The sequence below is a fragment of the Actinosynnema sp. ALI-1.44 genome, from assembly GCF_001984155.1.
Taxonomy (GTDB): Bacteria; Actinomycetota; Actinomycetes; order Mycobacteriales; family Pseudonocardiaceae; genus Kibdelosporangium.
Map to the genome: position 1 here is coordinate 18868 of NZ_MTQO01000047.1, position 16616 is coordinate 35483.

The 16616-nt window shown below is 68.8% G+C and carries 11 protein-coding genes and 1 tRNA gene; 4 read left to right on the plus strand and 8 right to left on the minus strand.

Annotated features, from left to right (window positions below; translation table 11 throughout):
* Positions 1-38: 38 nt before the first annotated feature.
* The gene (locus ALI144C_RS25205) at positions 39-680 is read left to right on the plus strand and encodes a nicotinamide mononucleotide transporter family protein (RefSeq protein ID WP_076989647.1); all 642 of its coding nucleotides are present in this window, start codon (positions 39-41) and stop codon (positions 678-680) included.
* Here ALI144C_RS25205 and ALI144C_RS25210 read toward each other — a convergent pair.
* Positions 677-2998 carry a CHAT domain-containing protein gene (locus tag ALI144C_RS25210; protein ID WP_076989648.1) on the minus strand — a complete coding sequence of 774 codons (2322 nt, stop codon included), beginning with the start codon at positions 2996-2998 and terminating at the stop codon, positions 677-679. The genes ALI144C_RS25205 and ALI144C_RS25210 overlap by 4 nt on opposite strands.
* A gap of 180 nt (positions 2999-3178) precedes the next feature.
* Between ALI144C_RS25210 and ALI144C_RS25215 the strand changes: the two genes are divergently transcribed.
* On the plus strand, positions 3179-4453 hold the full coding sequence (locus ALI144C_RS25215; RefSeq protein WP_202819059.1) for a Shedu anti-phage system protein SduA domain-containing protein: 1275 nt from the start codon (positions 3179-3181) through the stop codon (positions 4451-4453).
* A 30-nt stretch (positions 4454-4483) separates the two neighbouring features.
* Entirely contained in the window at positions 4484-5470 is a 987-nt protein-coding gene (locus ALI144C_RS25220) for a hypothetical protein (RefSeq protein WP_076989650.1), read from the plus strand.
* 357 nt (positions 5471-5827) lie between these two features.
* Here the strand turns inward: ALI144C_RS25220 and ALI144C_RS25225 are convergent.
* The 3 genes from ALI144C_RS25225 to ALI144C_RS25235 all read right to left on the minus strand — a co-directional run bounded on the left by ALI144C_RS25225 (position 5828) and on the right by ALI144C_RS25235 (position 6923).
* Positions 5828-5899, minus strand: a tRNA-Val gene (locus tag ALI144C_RS25225).
* Positions 5900-5933: 34 nt separating this feature from the next.
* Positions 5934-6395 carry a peroxiredoxin gene (locus tag ALI144C_RS25230; protein ID WP_076989651.1) on the minus strand — a complete coding sequence of 154 codons (462 nt, stop codon included), beginning with the start codon at positions 6393-6395 and terminating at the stop codon, positions 5934-5936.
* A gap of 96 nt (positions 6396-6491) precedes the next feature.
* Complete coding sequence (locus tag ALI144C_RS25235) at positions 6492-6923, minus strand: DUF3052 domain-containing protein (RefSeq protein WP_076990035.1); 432 nt, start codon at positions 6921-6923, stop codon at positions 6492-6494.
* Positions 6924-7269: 346 nt separating this feature from the next.
* Between ALI144C_RS25235 and aceE the strand changes: the two genes are divergently transcribed.
* Positions 7270-10044 (plus strand): pyruvate dehydrogenase (acetyl-transferring), homodimeric type, encoded by a 2775-nt coding sequence (gene aceE / locus ALI144C_RS25240; protein ID WP_076989652.1) that lies wholly within the window; start codon positions 7270-7272, stop codon positions 10042-10044.
* Here the strand turns inward: aceE and ALI144C_RS25245 are convergent.
* From ALI144C_RS25245 to ALI144C_RS25265, 4 genes are all read right to left on the minus strand, one after another.
* Entirely contained in the window at positions 9987-11270 is a 1284-nt protein-coding gene (locus tag ALI144C_RS25245; RefSeq protein WP_237774305.1) for an MFS transporter, read from the minus strand. The two genes, aceE and ALI144C_RS25245, sit on opposite strands and share 58 nt — an antisense overlap.
* 21 nt (positions 11271-11291) lie before the next feature.
* Positions 11292-12545, minus strand: a complete 1254-nt coding sequence (locus ALI144C_RS25250; protein WP_237774306.1) for a M14 family metallopeptidase — start codon at positions 12543-12545, stop codon at positions 11292-11294.
* 242 nt (positions 12546-12787) lie between these two features.
* Positions 12788-15169: a helix-turn-helix transcriptional regulator gene (locus tag ALI144C_RS25260; RefSeq protein WP_237774307.1), complete on the minus strand. Its 2382-nt coding sequence runs from the start codon at positions 15167-15169 to the stop codon at positions 12788-12790.
* Between the two features lie 20 nt (positions 15170-15189).
* Complete coding sequence (locus tag ALI144C_RS25265; RefSeq protein ID WP_076989657.1) at positions 15190-16590, minus strand: Hsp70 family protein; 1401 nt, start codon at positions 16588-16590, stop codon at positions 15190-15192.
* Between the last annotated feature and the right edge of the window lie 26 nt (positions 16591-16616).

The window sequence follows — 16616 nt, forward strand, 5'->3', positions numbered from 1 at the left end:
ACTGTTGTGGGCTAGGTAGCTGGGGTGAGGAGGATCGGGTGCGGTTCTTTCTGGAACACGGCGTTACCGTGCTGGGCCAACGGATCTCGCTCGCCGAGTTGATCGGCCAGATCTGCGCGCTGGCAGTGGTGTTCCTCGCCAAGTACCGCACCCTCTGGACATGGCCCGTGCAGGTCGCGGCGACTGTGCTGCTGTTCAGCGTGTACGTCTCCGCGCACCTCGGTGGTCTCGCCGCCCGGCAGGTGATCATCCTGCTGATCAGCGTCTACGGCTGGTGGGCGTGGACCCGGCGCCGGGACCCGGTGTTCGGTGTCGTCGTGCGCCGCTCGACCCTCACCGAGGTCCTCGTGACCATCGGCGCGCTCGTGGCGGGGACCGTGGGCGTGGCGTTGCTGCTGGAGGCGTTGGACGCCTCGTGGGCGCCTTGGCCGGACGCCGCGATCTTCGTCGGGACCGCGGTGGCGTTCGCGCTGCAGGGCCGTGGCCTGGTGGAGTTCTGGCTGGTGTGGCTGGTTGTCGACGCGGTCGGCGTGCCGTTGCAGATCGATTCCGGCCTGTGGTTCAGCGCGGTGGTGTACACCGCGTTCGCCGCTCTGGTGATCTGGGGCTGGTTCAGCTGGATCCGCGACGCCAAACGCACTCCACCGTCGCGCACGGTGCGGAAAGCCGTTACCACCTAGTAGCCCGTGACGGCCGACGGGTGGCCGTAGACGGTGTACGCCAACCAGGTCGGGTCCCCGTCGTCGTTGGTCGAGACGCCCCGCGCGTAGTGCGCGGCCATGCCCAGTGACGCACCGGACGCCAACTCGTCGTAGAAGATCGTGGCGAACTCCAGCGCGCTGTCACTGCGGACCGGCCACAGCGTACCGACGAAAGCCCCGGCGCCCGCCGCCATGAACTGCTGCGCCCAGCCTGTTGTCCTGGTGTATTCCGGTGCCGCACCCGCTGTGCGGCACGCGTTGAGGAACACCAACGGACTGGTGGCGGCCAGCGTCTGCCCGGTGACCGCGCTGTTGAGCAGCCGCGGCCGGAAGTCGCCGCCGGACATCCGGATCTTCGAGCCGTCGTCGTCCAGCGAGAAGCTGTTGTGGCAGGCGAAATGCAGCGCGCCGCACGTACCCGAGTCGATCCGGTCGAGCAGATCGTCCACGTGGGTGACGGTGTCACCGGCGCCGAACCGCCGCATGACCTGCTGGATCTCGTCGGCCGCGTCGGCGGGGGAGCGCTCGGGCATGACGTAGGTCATCGGCCGCAACCCGATCCGGTGCGCCAACTCCGGGCCGAACACCGAACGCACGACCGGGAACTGTTCGACCAGGAAACCGTCGTCGGACCCCTTGCGCAACGGGTGCAGCAGCTCCCACGGCAGCACGTCGTGGTCGGTCACCACGGTCAGCGAGCTGATCCGGTCGCGGATCTGCCAGAACTGCTCGTGGATCTCCGGCGGCACGAGGTCGCGCCACAGCCCGACGCCGGTTTCCCTGACCCACCGCCGCGCGTTGGTCGCCGCCCGCCGCGCCTTGCCCTCGGCCATGTGCTTCAGCATCTCGACCGTTCGTTCGACGGCCGCCCGCGGATCGTCCGCAAGCGTTTTCGACCACGCGGGCTCGAACGGCTGCATGTCCGACAGCAGCTGGAACTCGAACCGGTCGCCGCGCCGCTGGACCATCAGCGCGGTCGCGCCTCTCGTCGGCTGGACGTTGTCCAGGATCGCCACCGCCGGGGTCGGGTCGCTCGCACGGTCGCCATGGCGGGAGACCTCGGTCCTGGTTTCCAGCTGGGCGAGGAACGTGCCACCCGCCCACGCCATGATCCGGACCCGGAACGTCCCCGGCCCGGTGGTCCGAAAGGAGAACCGGATCGGGGACGACGGGCCGCCGACGGGCACGTGCAGTCGCTGTTCGAGGTCACCGGTGGGGATGAGGCCGTCCTCGGCCTGGACCGAGACGACGATCTCGGCGCCGTCACCGTCGGCGGCCAAGCCACGCAGCTGAGCCCGGATGGACCCCCACCGCGTCTCGTCCTGCTCGGAAACCTGCACGACCAAGCCGATGTCCGCGTCCGGCGGGGCCGACCCGGGCATGCTCGCCAGCAGGTAGCGCGGCCGTTCGATGTCAGGGTCGAGGTAGCCGGGTGCGGCCATCATGTCGTCGACGATTCTCGCCCGCTCGCCTCTGAGGTCCCGTGGCATGCCGGCGACCGCGCGCGCCACCGGATCCCCGCGGACGAGATCAGCGAGCCTGCCGCCGTCGGCGCGCCAAACCCGCAGCAGCGCGCCTGCCCGTGGGGACCGTGGCGCGAGGTGCGCCAGGATCCGTTCGAGGTCGGCTTCGCGGTCGCGCTGCTCGGCGTACAGGTCGACCAGGCCCCACAGGCTGCGCCAGTCACCCTGCGCGGCGGCGAACTCCCACCACCGCTCCGCCTCCTCGGCGTCGCCTTTGGCGGACGCTCTCTCGGCCAGCTCACGAGCGGCCGGGACGATTCCCCGTTCGGCGAGCAGCCGCAGCGCCTCCGCGACGATGCCGTCCCGGTCACGCAGGTTGAAAACGACGATCTGCGACACGAACTCCTCGGCATCCACCGGACGCTGCTCGTCGAGGAAGCGCGTGAACCACCTGACGGCCGTGTCGATCTGCCCGGCGTCCACCCACCGTCGGCACAACTCCCCGTATGGGTCCGGATGCCGCGTCTTCTCGACACGCTCAAGCCATGCCTCCGGTGAGTCACCGACCTCCAACCCCCGAGCGAACTTCTTCGCCACGTATGGCGACACCGTGGCGGCTCGTTCCAGCCACGACGAGAAGTCGCGGGTGCCGCCCAACCGGTCGAGGTACCGGAGGGCCTCGCCGAGAACAGCGGGTTCCGTCTGGGCGGCCCGCCACCACCAAGCCAATGCCTCGTCGAGCCGCCCGACGAGGGCGAGTGCTCTGGCGAGTGCGCGCATCGCGTCCGTGTCACCCAGATCGGCCCGCGATTGGATGCGGCGCAGGTCCTTCACGCCGCAAGACAACTCGACGGGTGACACGGTTTCAAGCGCCGCACCCGAATGGCGTAACAACCCGTAACAACACGCAGGCCGACGCCGAGATTGGAGCATGAGCACCGAGCCGCTCGAGCCTCATGACGATCAGCCGGTCCCACCGCCGCCGAAAGACGACGGCTTCGAGTACGAACCGGAGTGCAGCGGCATCGCCCCGATGGCAGCCGAGGGCGACATGGTCGTCCGCCCGAGACGCAAATGACGTCGGCCAGGGCGGACTTCTCGCTAGAACTCCAACTCGAGTTGGTCGAGAAGCAAGCGGCCGCGCCAGACGTGAAAGACGCCATCGCCGCGGTCGTCCAGCACATGCACAGCGGCAGAACCCGCAACCGCAGAGGCGGTCGGAAGCTGATCGATCTGCTGGAAGTGGCGAGACTGCGCGCATCGGAGGAGCCCGAGTGGCATGTGGTCCGCCTTCTCCAGGACTCGATCGACTTCGCTTCTGGGCGGCTGCTCAAGGGGAGCTTCGAGGAGAACTACCGGCTGTTCCAGGACGGTGCCCGCAACGAAAACTCCAGGAACTACGTGGCCAAGATTGTTGGTTCGTTGTCTGACTTCACGGTGCGGACAGCGCAGGAGTTCCTGGCTGGACGACCTGACGCCACCGCAGCGGAACTGCTGGATCACCTGTCCGGCCTGTTTCGGGATGCGCGTTTTCTGGACGCGCCGGACGACCGTCTGGGCCGCTACCGGATTGTGAGAGGCCGGGCGGAGACGGCACTCTGGCTGGAGCGAGTGCTCCGAGACAGGATCGACGTGGAAAATCCTGCTGAGACCGCAGCGCGTCTCGTCGTTTCACCGGCGGCTCTCGAAGTGCTCGCCAAGGACGAAGACGGTCAGGCATCGCTCAAGGCCGTTGAGCTGAAGAAGCGGTCGGACAGTCTGGCTGCGATCAGAGCAGTCGTGCAAGACCGGATCGCGACCGAATCGCACCTGCAACGAGTCCTCTGGAATCAGTCATGGATATTCGGTGGACGGTTCGTCGGCGTCGCTGCCAGGCGGCGGCTGGTTCCCGGTGACGAGGTGGACATCCCGTTGATACGCGCCGACGGCAGTCTGCACATCGTCGAGATCAAGCGTTCGATGGCGGCGCGGCCGATCGTGAAGCGCCACCGTGGTGCCTGGGTGCCGACAGCTGAGGTTCATGACGCAGTCGCGCAGGGCCTGAACTACCTGGTTGGGCTCGACGAGAACCGGCAAAGCATCCTCGACGAGTTCGGCATCGAAACCCGCCGTTCGAGTGTCACGGTCCTGGTCGGTCATCCTGCGATGCACCCCGACATCCCGGAAACCGAGATCAACGAGGTGTTCAGGACCCTCAACAACCACCTGAGCCGGGTCGAAGTACTCACGTACAAAGAACTCGTGGACAACGCCCAGCGTGCGTTGACATATCCGGACAGCGACTCGTAACAGGACGCCGTGCCGAGCAGAGATGAGGACATGAGCACCGAGCCGGTGGCGACGACGCAGCCAACCGACGTGTCGGGTTGGACAGGCGAGCACACCATGGAGCACTGGGCCCGCGTGACCAACGACCACGCGAAGGTCACGTTCGGCATGATCGTGGTCGTGCGCGAAGTGTTCGCGCAGGCCACGGACACACTGGTGCAGGATGAGGCCGAGGCGCTCGAGCGTGCGCTGCGGGCGAAGTTCGAGAAGCAGACCGGCGTCATCCACAACAGCTACTTCTGTGGACGTGAGCGCGGCGGCGCGGCGCTGGTGGAGACCCGCACCGGCTGGGAGCTGCACACCACGCTGAACTCGGCTGACGCGGACCTGGTCAAGTCGGAGGCGGACTGTCGAGCGGCCGTCGACCTCGCGCGCGAGATGCTGCCGGGGACCCAGGTCAAGACGCTGGTCGAAGCGTTGTACTCGGCGATGACCAGGATCCTGCTGGCGGCCGACCTGCTCAAGGAGCAGGACACGGACCGACTGGCAGTAGTGACCACCGCGCAGAAGGAAGTCGCGCACGCCGCTGCCCGCGTGGAGGCCGCCATCCAGCGCCAAGCTCGCTTCATCTACTTCCAAGGCGCCCTGGTCGGCACGGTCCTCACGGCTTTGTTGATCATCGCCGTGGGCATCGCCAGCGCCCGGCTGTGGCCCACCCTGTTGAACACGGCCGGACTCATCGGGGCCTGCCTGTTCGGTGCTCTGGGAGCCGTGGTCAGCATCTTCCAGCGGATGTCCAAGGGAACCCTCGTACTCGACTTCAACACCTCCATCCGGCACCTGCGCATCCTCGGCGGCTTCCGTCCACTGGTCGGCGCTGTTTTCGGTGCCGTTGCGCAGTTCGCTCTCACCGTCGGAGCGATCAACGCCACACTGGGCCTCTTCGTCATGGTCGGCTTCGCAGCGGGCTTCAGCGAGCGATTCGCCACCGACATGATCGAACGTGCCGGTCAGGTTATTTCCCGGCTTCCTCACTGAGTCTGGCTTTGGCTGCTAAGGGCGTGCCTCGCCGGCGGGCAGACCACCAAGAGGAAGGGGACACGAAGGCGGGGTCTGCGCTGACGCGCTTTCGGTATGGGCGAGGTCCGTTTGGCTGTCGCTCTGGCTCTTCGTGTAGGCGGACCTCACCCACACAAATCCGACCACACTCACCCCTAAAGCGCCTCCGGCGCTTAGCGCCCGGCGGCGAAGCCGCCCGCTGGTGAAAGCGAGTCGAGCCCAGCGCTGGGTCGAGAGGAGCTGGCACCGTGGGGGGTTTGGGGGGCTCGGCCCCCCAAAGTGGAACGGACGACCCGGCGAAGGTGCGAAGCACCGAGCAGGGTAGCCCTGAGGACGTGGGCGCAGCAGGTTTCGAACCTGCGACCCCCTCCTTGTAAGGGAGGTGCTCTTCCGCTGAGCTATGCGCCCTGGTGCGGTGCCCCGCTGGGCACCGCCGTTTCAATCATGCCAGGTTGGCCAGTGCTTTCTTCCAGGCCTCCTGGTCTCGGGGTTCTCCCGGCTGGTTGACCTCCGCGTAGCGGACCGTTCCCTCTTTGTCGATCAGGAAGGTTCCGCGCAGCGCCAGGCCCGCCTTGTCGTTGAACACCCCGTAGGCCTGTGCCACTTCGCCGTGCGGCCAGAAGTCCGACAGCAGGGGGAAGGTGTAGCCCTGCTGGTCCGCCCACGCCTTCAGCGCGAACGGGCTGTCCACGGACACGCCGAGCACCTGCACGTTCGCGTTGTCGTAGGTCGCCAGCTCGTCGCGCACCTGGCAGAGCTCGCCCTGGCAGATGCCGCTGAACGCGAAGGGGTAGAACACCAGGAGCACGTTCTTCTCGCCCTGGAAGGACGACAGCGCCACCTGCTGCTTGTTGTAGTCGTTGAGTGTGAAGTCCGGGGCCTTCGAACCGACCTCGACCGCCATTCTGCGTGTCCTCCCACTTCGCGAACGCTTACCTGCCTGTGCCCAGCCTAGTGCCCCGTCTGGGTGAGGCCCCAGACGGTCCGACTCCTTGGGATTTCAGCGGCGCGTGTTCGCGGACTTCGGCGAGACCAGCCTCGTACCCGTCCAGTCCTCGCCGACGTTGATGTTCGACGTCTGGGCCATGCCCGCTGTCGACACCGCCTCGGCGATCTCGCTCGGTTCGACGTGCCCGTCCCGCCCGGTCTTGGGTGTCATCACCCAGATCGTCCCGGTGTCGGCGAGCGGACTGCGCACGTCGAGGAGCGTGTCGGCGAGGTCGCCGTCGTCTTCTCGCCACCACAGCAGGACGACGTCGACCACCTCGTCGGCGTCCTCGTCCAGCAGGTCGCTTCCGCTGCGTTCCTCGATGGCGGCACGCACGTCGTCATCGACGTCCTCGTCCCAGCCGATCTCCTGGACGACAATGCCTGGCTCGATCCCAAGCTTCTCGGCGACGCCTGCTTTGCCGGCGTCTCCCGCGGCCACCACGGCTTCCACTCCTCCATGTGAACCAATGCGGCGCCGGAGGCACCGCGTGTTAGGCGATAGCGAACACTCCCGGTACCCGACTGCGCAACCGTCCACACCGGGTTAGGCCCCAACTGTGTCCGCTCGGGAGTCCAACCGCGCCCGCACTACGGTGACGGTATGCGTCGTCGGCGTCCCGTGCCATGTAGAGGCAATACCACTTCCGCGAGTGTGGGCGACACCGCCATCGGGTTACTCACCAGTAGTGATGACGTGGGACCCGATCGGGACGACGATGAGGTATGACGCACGCCAACCGGGTTGAATTGGCGTAGGAAACAACGAGAGAACCAGGCGAGGAGATCCCTTGGCCCCGCAATCCAACTCAAACAGCGCGAGCACCCCTGGCAGGGTGCACGTCATCCGCGACGGCCTCGCCGCTCACCTGCCCGATATCGACCCCGAGGAGACGTCAGAGTGGCTTGAGTCGTTCGACGCCGTCCTGAAGGACGGTGGGCAGCAACGCGCTCGCTACCTGATGCTCCGGCTGCTCGAGCGCGCGCGTGAAGGCCGTGTCGGCATCCCGTCGCTGACGAGCACGGACTACGTCAACACCATCCCCACCGAGCAGGAGCCGTGGTTCCCCGGTGACGAAGAGGTCGAACGCCGTTACCGTGCGTGGATCCGGTGGAACGCGGCGATGACCGTGCACCGGGCGCAGCGGCCCGGCGTGGGTGTCGGTGGACACATTTCGACCTACGCGTCGTCGGCGACGCTCTACGAGGTCGGGTTCAACTGGTTCTTCCGCGGCAAAGACCACCCCGGCGGGGGAGATCAGGTGTTCTTCCAGGGCCACGCGTCGCCCGGCATGTACGCGCGCGCGTACCTGGAGGGCAGGCTCTCCGAGCACCAGCTCGACGGGTTCCGCCAGGAGTACTCGCACGCCGGGCCGGGCGCCGGGCTGCCGTCGTACCCGCACCCGCGGTTGATGCCGGACTTCTGGGAGTACCCGACGGTGTCCATGGGCCTCGGCCCGATGAACGCCATCTACCAGGCCCGGTTCAACCACTACCTGCACGACCGGGGCATCAAGGACACGTCCGACCAGCGAGTATGGGCGTTCCTCGGCGACGGCGAGATGGACGAGCCGGAGTCGCGTGGCCTCATCCACGTCGCGGCGAACGAGGGCCTGGACAACCTGACCTTCGTGATCAACTGCAACCTGCAGCGCCTGGACGGCCCGGTCCGCGGCAACGGCAAGATCATCCAGGAGCTGGAGGCGTTCTTCCGCGGCGCGGGCTGGAACGTCATCAAGGTCATCTGGGGCCGTGAGTGGGACACCCTGCTGCACGGCGACCGCGACGGCGCGCTGGTCAACCTGATGAACACCACTCCGGACGGCGACTACCAGACCTACAAGGCCAACGACGGCGCGTACGTCCGTGAGCACTTCTTCGGCCGCGACCCGCGGACCAAGGAACTCGTGGTCAACCTGGACGACACCGCGATCTGGAACCTCAAGCGCGGTGGTCACGACTACCGCAAGGTCTACGCGGCGTACAAGGCGGCCACGGAGACCAACGGCCAGCCGACGGTGATCCTGGCGAAGACGATCAAGGGATACAACCTGGGTCCGCACTTCGCCGGCCGCAACGCCACGCACCAGATGAAGAAGATGACCCTCGACGACCTGAAGGGCTTCCGCGACACGCTGCGGATCCCGATCAGCGACGCCGAGCTGGAGAAGGACCCGTACCTGCCGCCGTACTTCCACCCGGGCACGGACTCACCGGAGATCCAGTACCTGTCCGAGCGGCGCCGCCAGCTGGGCGGGTTCGTGCCGGAACGGCGGTCCAAGGCCAAGGCGCTGGTGCTGCCCGGCGACAAGGTCTACGACGTGATCCGGCGCGGTTCGGGCAAGCAGGAGGTCGCCACCACGATGGCGTTCGTCCGGCTGGTCCGCGACCTGGCCAAGGACCCGGAGATCGGGCCGCGGATCGTGCCGATCATCCCGGACGAGGCGCGCACGTTCGGCATGGACTCGATGTTCCCGACGCAGAAGATCTACAACCGCAACGGCCAGCTGTACACGTCGGTCGACGCGAAGCTCATGCTCGCCTACAAGGAGAGCGAAAAGGGCCAGATCCTGCACGAGGGCATCAACGAGGCCGGGTCGACGGCGTCGTTCACCGCGGTGGGCACGTCGTACGCCACGCACGGCGAGCCGATGATCCCGATCTACATCTTCTACTCGATGTTCGGCTTCCAGCGCACGGGCGACGGCCTGTGGGCGGCGGCGGACCAGATGGCGCGTGGCTTCGTGCTCGGTGCCACGGCCGGTCGTACGACGCTGACCGGTGAGGGCCTGCAGCACGCCGACGGGCACTCGCTGCTGCTGGCGTCGACCAACCCGGCGGTTGTCGCGTACGACCCCGCGTGGTCGTTCGAGGTCGCGCACATCGTCAAGGACGGTCTGCGCCGGATGTACGGCGACCAGGCCGAGGACATCTACTACTACCTGACCGTCTACAACGAGCCGTACCAGCAGCCCGCCGAGCCGGAGGACCTGGACGTGGAGGGCTTGCTGCGCGGGCTGTACCACTACGCGGGCGCTCCGGCGGGCAACGGCCCGAAGGCGCAGATCCTCGGCTCCGGTGTGGGCCTGCCGTGGGCGTTGAAGGCCCAGCAGCTGCTCAACGACGAGTGGGGCGTGCAGGCCCATGTGTGGTCCGCCACGTCGTACTCGGAGCTGCGCCGTGAGGCCGTCGACATCGACCGGCACAACCTGCTGCACCCGGAGGCCGAGCCCCGCGTGCCGTACGTGACGTCGGTGCTGTCGGAGACCGAGGGCCCGGTCGTGGCGGTGTCGGACTGGATGCGCGCGGTTCCGGACATGATCCGGCCGTGGGTGCCCGGCGACATGGTCACCCTGGGCACGGACGGGTTCGGCTTCTCCGACACCCGTACGGCCGCGCGTCGCCACTTCCTCGTGGACGCCGAGTCGGTCGTCGTGGGTGTGCTGGCCGCGCTGGCCCGCCGCGGTGAGATCGACAAGGCCAAGGTGGTCGAGGCGACCAGGAAGTATCAGCTGGACGACGTGTCCGCCGCCGGTCCGGACACCTCGGACCCGGGCGTGGCCTGATCGTCGTCCTTGCCGGACCTGTCGGAACCCTTCGCGGGCGGCCTCCTCGGGCCGCCCGCGAGTGTCTCCGGGGCCGTCGACCACAGCACGAGGGCCAGCAGGGAGATCACGCCGCACGCGATGAACGCGGCCCGGTAGCTCCACCAGTCGGCGAGGGCGCCGGCGACCAGCGGGCCGACGATGGCGCCGAAGTCGGCGGCCATCTGGAAGAACGCCAGCACCGGTGCGCCGCGCACGCCGGTGCCGATCACGTCGGCGACCGTCGCCGTCTGCGCCGGGCTGACCAGGCCGGAGCCGAGCCCGGCGAGGAGCGACGCCGCGAAGAACCACGGCGTCGACGGCGCGAGGCCGAGCGCGACCGAGCCTGCCGTGAGGACCGTCAGTCCCGTCAGCACCACGGGTTTGCGGCCGCGCAGGTCGGCGATCCGGCCCGCGACGAGCAGGACGGACGCCGTGCCGACGGCGTAGATCGACAGTCCGATGCCCGCGATCGTGCTGGACTCGTGCAGCGTGGCGACCACGTACAGCGGGATCAGCGAATACCGCACACCGAACGAGATCCAGCCGACGGTGAACGACGACAGCAGCGACGCCCGGTAGGCCGGGCGGCGCAGCGCCTGCCGCACGGTGAACTCCGGAAGGTCCAAAGTGGATGGATCGGCCGCGCTGCCTGATCGAGTGAGCAGCGTCCAGATCAGCACGCCCGCGAGCAGCGTCCCGCCGCCGTAGATCAGGAACGGCAACCGGATCGACGCGCCCGCGAAGACGCCGCCGACCAACGGCCCGGCCATGTTGCCCAACAGGAAGCTCGTCGACCACAGCCCGGACACCCTGCCGCGCAAGCCGATCGGGCTCAGGCGCAGCACCAGGCCCACGGCCGACACGGTGAACATCACCGAGCCGATGCCCGCGATCGACCGGAAACCGATGAGCTGCCAGTACGACGTCGCCCACCCGCAGGCCGCGGTGGCCGCCGCGTTGATCACCAGGCCGCTCATCAGGACCGGTCGCTCGCTGTACCTGGCGACGAGTCTCCCGCCGACCGGCGCGAAGGCCAGCCGGACGATCGCGAACGCGCTGACCACGAAGGAGGCCGCCGTGACGCCGACGCCGAACGTCGTGGCGAACGCGGGCACGACCGGTGCCATCATCCCGAATCCGATGGCGATGAGGAATGCGGCCGAGACAAGGACCCACACCTCGTTCGGCACGCGTTCACGCGTCACGACGACCCCCAGGTGAAATACTTAGCAGTGCTTACTAGGTATACCCTGTGTCAGTTCGAAGTCGGCTCGCGCGTCCAGCAACAACGGGATCAAGGGCCTCGCCTGCTGTGCCAACGCAACCAGCCTGCCCGTACCGTCACGGCGTGACTGCACTCCGTGCAGCGCCAGCTTGTCCTTGACCTGTGCGTACTGCTCGGCGGTCAACTTGTAGCCACAGGGCGGGTTCGGCTCGACCTTGCTCGCCGGTGGGGTCTCGTTGTCGGCGCCGCCGAAGTAGATCGGGCCGCGGTCGAACGGCGCGGTCACCCGGCTGAGGGTGGTCGCCGCCTCCAGCTGTCCCCGCCTTTCCTTGACCAGCCGCAAAGTCCCGCTCACGCCGTAGAGGTGGGAAGCGACCCGGCGCCGCGCGGCGGCGGGCTGGTCCTCGCCGGGGTTGGGGGTGTCGTTGGTTTCCACGAGCAGACCCAGGCTGTGCTTCAACCCGGTGGTGTTGCGCAGGATGCGTTCCTGGCCGTCGCCCGCGATCTGCTGGGTCGGTTCACCGGTTTCCGGGTCGACGAGGATGCCGTACACGCCGCTGGTCAGGCCCCGTGACTCCACGGCGGTCCGGATGTACGAACGCGACAACGTCTCGGACTCGTCGTGAACACGCTTGTGCACGTTAAGGTTGCGCGGCCACAGCCACAGAACGTCCTTGTCGTACACCAACGGGCGCGGCCCGAACTCGTGCAGGTCGTGCACGACGTCCGGCTGGTAGTCGCGGATCACCGCCGCGGCCGCGCGGGCTTCCGGTGTCTCCAGGGCGAGATGGTCGCGGTTGATGTCGACGCCGTCGGCGTTGCCGCGCGTGTTGGCCTCGCGGCCGTCCGGATTCGCGGTCGGCACGAACAACAATGTCGTCCCGGCGGGCACAGAGTCCTTGCGGTAGGCCAGGTCCCGGATCTTGATCAGGCACGCTTCCCGCCCGGCCGGTTCGTCGCCGTGCTGCGAGCACAGGAACAGCACGGTCGTCGGTCCGCCCCGGCCGACGCGCACCAGGTTCAACGGGCGGCCCTGGACAGTCGTCCCGATCTGGCTGACATTCACCTTGCGGCTCAGTTGGTCGAGCAGCGCGTGCTCCTCGGCCATCGTGGTCCATCGCGCGCCGTTCGACTGCTCGAACCCCGTTCGAGGCACGTCGTCGGCGGCGAGTGCGGGGAGGCCGGACAGCAGCAGACCTGCCGTCGTCAACGCCGCCAGTTTTCCGGATATGCCCATGTCATGTCCCTTCTTCACGCCACAAGGACGTCACCAGACGCGGACATGGGATGTCAACGGCCGACCGGCGGTGTTGCTAGGGTGCTGGATGCTTTCCATGAAAGCGATCTTGCGCTTCGTCCAGCTGGCAGTCCGGACCGGACACGTTCCGCCCAGGTCGCTGGTGTCGTCGTCGGAGAACTGCCAGAAGTGCGCCAGAGCCTGGCAGGCGTCGGGGTACGACCCCGGCGCCCGCTGTCGCAGTCACTCGATCGGGTAGTTCATGTCCGGGACGTGAGTGCCCGCAGTTGCGTGAGCAGTTCGCTGCGGCTGCTCGCGCCGAGCCGCTGGCGCATCCTGGCCATGTGGTGCTCGACGGTCTTGGCCGAGATGAACAGCTGGTCGCCGACCTGCTTGTAGGTCATGCCCTGCAACACCAGCGCCGCGACCTCCTGCTCGCGCTCGCTCAACGGGCTGGCCTCGGTGGGGATCGGGTCGGTCGCGGCCTGCTTGCCCTGCAGTTCACGGGCGCAGTCCAGCAACGTGACCATGGCCTTGCGGTCGGCCGTCCGGATCGCGGCCTGCCCGGCCAGTCGTGAGCCGTCCCACACCATGCCCATGTCGTGCAGGCCACGGGCGGCTTGCTCGGCGCGCACCGGGTCGACTTTGCCCGCCACCACGTCGAGCCAGCACTGCGCCGCGTCACCGAGGGCCCGGCCGAACCGGCTCTGGTTGCCCGCCAGTGCGGCGACGTGGTCGGCGGCCTCGCCGGGGTTCTCCGCGACGATCGCCGCGTGCAGGCCGCTCCAGTGCAGCGTGGTGGTCCACAGCTCCGGGTTGCCAAGCTGCGCGGTCAGCGCGTAGGCCTCGCGCAGGTGCGGCCCGAGCCGGGCCTGGTCGCTCAACTTCGCCGCGGCCACCGCGAACTCGCCGAGCGGGAGGATCGTGAACAGGTCCACCGGGTGGCGCACGACGGCTTCGCACGCCTGCGCCCAGATCCGCCGCAGTGCCTGGACGTCGCTGTTGCGCCGGGCCAGCCCGGCCTCGAGCGCCACGGCGAACAGCCAGTCCCGCGGTTCGCGGGGCCGTACCCCGGCGAGGTGTTCGGCGGCGGTGGCGAGTTGGCCGCGCATCATGGACAGCCACGCCTGCAGCAGCTTGTGCCGTGTGGCCAGCAACGGGCCGCCCATGTTCGACTGCACCGCGCGGTCCAGCACCGACTCGGCGACACCGAGTTCGCCGCAGTGCAATCCGACCAGCGCCGCCAGTGCCGCGGGGCTGTCCGGCAGCAGCACCCCGCGACCGGCTGGTTCGAGCAGTCCGGCCGCGCGCACCAACGACGACAGCGCGTCCACCGAACTGCCGCGGACCGACTCGCGAACACCCTGGGCCATCAGCGAAGCCGCGCCGGACAGCAACGTCGGCAACTCGTCGGCCGCGGTCAGGTCGACCAGTGTGCCCGTGCCGATCCGGCCGATCGCGGCGAACGAGACGTCACCGGACCACTGGTACAACTCGGCACTGCGGCCGAGCTGACCGCGGTGCGCCAGCGCGGTCGCCGCGACCCTGGCGCCGCTGGCCTTGTCCTCGGAGCTGGAGATCGCCTGGTCGGCCAGGCGCATGGCCGAATCCAGATCCCCGGCCAGTGCCGAGGCGTGCGCCCAGCCCGCCGCGCACTGGGCGAGCGGGCGTCCGGCGGACACGGCCGCGGCGAACAACTTCGCTGACGACGCCGGGTCCTCGGTCAGCGATTCGTGCGCCGCGGCGTGGAAAGCCGCGGCGACACCGGCACCGCCGACGCCGCTGCCGAGCAGCGACCGGGCCAGCGGCAGCACGGACTCGCCGCGTTCCAGCAGCAACTCGGCCAGTTGTTGCCGCACGGCCAGCGCGCGTTCGGCCGGGGTCACCGCGCGAACCGCGCGGTCGCAGATCGGCAGCAGGGTGCCGTCCTGCCCGAGCAGCCCGGTCGCCCGCGCCGCCTCCATCACGGTCACCACGTCGCCCGCGTCCCGGCCGAGCAGGCTCGCCAGCAGATCGGTGCGCAGCCCGGCTCCGGCCTGGGTGGCGAGCACGTACCGCAGCACGTCCGGGTCGAGCAGATCGAAGTCGTAGCGGAACCCGGCCAGCGCGGCGTCGGGCACTTCGGTCACCGGCCGTGACGACATCGCCGACACCAGCCGGTCGACGTACGCGGGCACCCCGCCGGTCTGCCTGAACAGGAACTCCACGAGTTCCGCGGCGGGCGCGGCGCCGAATGCGCCGGACGCATGGAGACGCACCTGCGCGCGGTCCATCGGGGCCAGCATCACTGTCTGCCCCAGGGTTCGCGTGAGCTCGCCCAGTTCCGCCGAACGCGGCCACGGCCGCAACGCGATCACCAGCCGGGGCACGTTCCCCGCGGCCACGTCCCCGGCCAGTTCCCGCAGACGCGCCACCGGGAGCTTGTGCGCGTCGTCGACGATCACGGCCGTGTCGGGGTCCCCCGGCCGGTCGCACACCCGCACGCCCGCGGTCTCGTACGCCCGGCGAAAGGCCTTGAGAACAGCGGTTTTGCCGTAGCCGCCCGGTGCGATGACCGCGAGGGTCAGCGGCGCGAAGGGATCGGCCTCGGCCGCGTCCAGCACCCTTTTCGCTGACTCGTCCATCACGGTTGTGGTTCGCACACGGGTCGCTGCTCGTTGGCTCAACGGCCGTCCTCGCCTGTCTTGGTGCCAGTGGGGGTACTGCTGTGGGGCCCGGATTTCGTGTTCGCGGACTCCGGGCTCCGCTGCGGTGGGGTCTCGGGGGTCGCCTTGGTGTTGTTGACCGCCGGCGCGACCGCGCCCGGCGTCGGCGCGTGTTTCGGCGGTTCCTCGCCGCGCAGGTAGAACGTCAGACCGACCCCGGCGGCCAGCACCAGCGCGGTGATTCCGCCGGTCAGCTTGGGTTTGCCGGCCAGCTTGCGCATCGGTGACCGGGGCAGGGGCAGTTCGAGCGGCTCGATGTCGATCGACGGCCGCTGCGGCGGCTCGTCGGACGCGAGCACCGGCAGCGGCGCGGCCCGTGGGATCGGGGTGACCCGGCCGGCCACGAGCGCGGCGCCGCGGGCACACGCGATCTCCGGCTCCGGCGCGACGACCGCACGGCCCGGCACCTCGGCCCTGACCAGGTCGCCGACCAGCGGGATCCGGGCGCAGCCACCCGCGACGACCACGGTGTCCAGCTCGGCGGCCGGGCGGATGATCCGCAGCAGCTCCTCGATTCCGGCCTGCACCGACGTGCGGATCATGTCGTCGAACGCGGAACGGGTGAGCGTCACGTCGTGCACGGTCACCTCGTTGCCCGCGGACAGGAACTCCTTGGCGGCGACGCATTCCTGGCGCAGCCGGGCCAGCTTGAGCCACGCGTCCGGGTCGGCCGGGTCGATCCCGCCGCTGCTGGTGCGCACGTGGTCGAAGACCGCGTCGTCGAAGCTGTCACCGCCGTTGGAGTCGACGCTCTCCGCCGTGTTGAGCACCTCGAACGTGCCGATCGGTGATCTGCGGACCACGGACGTGGCCAGGCCGGTCGCGCCGAGGTCGTAGACACCCAGCGCCTTTCCCGGCGGCACGTCGTGCGCGGCCGCGTGGTTCTCGCTGATGGCGACCGGTTCCGGCAGCAGCGTGACGTCGTCGAGGTTGGCTTGGCGAAGTGCGTTGTGCAGCAAACGCTTGCGGTGGTTGCCCCACCCCGCGGGGTGGGTGATCACGACGTGCTTGGGGGACTGGCTCTCCGCGGCCGAGACTTCCTTGACCACCCAGGCGATCAGCACGGCGGTCAACGTCTCGGCCGGGCACACCTCGCGGCCGATCACCAGGGGGACCTCGTCGCCGATGCGCCGGGCGAATGCCCTGGCGGCGTTGGCCGGGTCGGTCGTGGCGTGCCGCTCGGCGGCGTCGCCGACGACCACGGCCCCGTCGGGCGCGAAGTACACGACTGTGGGCACGGTGGGGGCGCGGTCACCCAGGGGGACCGCCTCGGGGTCGCCCCAGGTGGATCCCGTCTGGCGGCAGAGCGCTGCCGCGGTGCGGCAGGTTCCGACGTCGATCCCCAAGACGTATGGCATGCAGGGTGCCTTCCGTGCTCAATCGA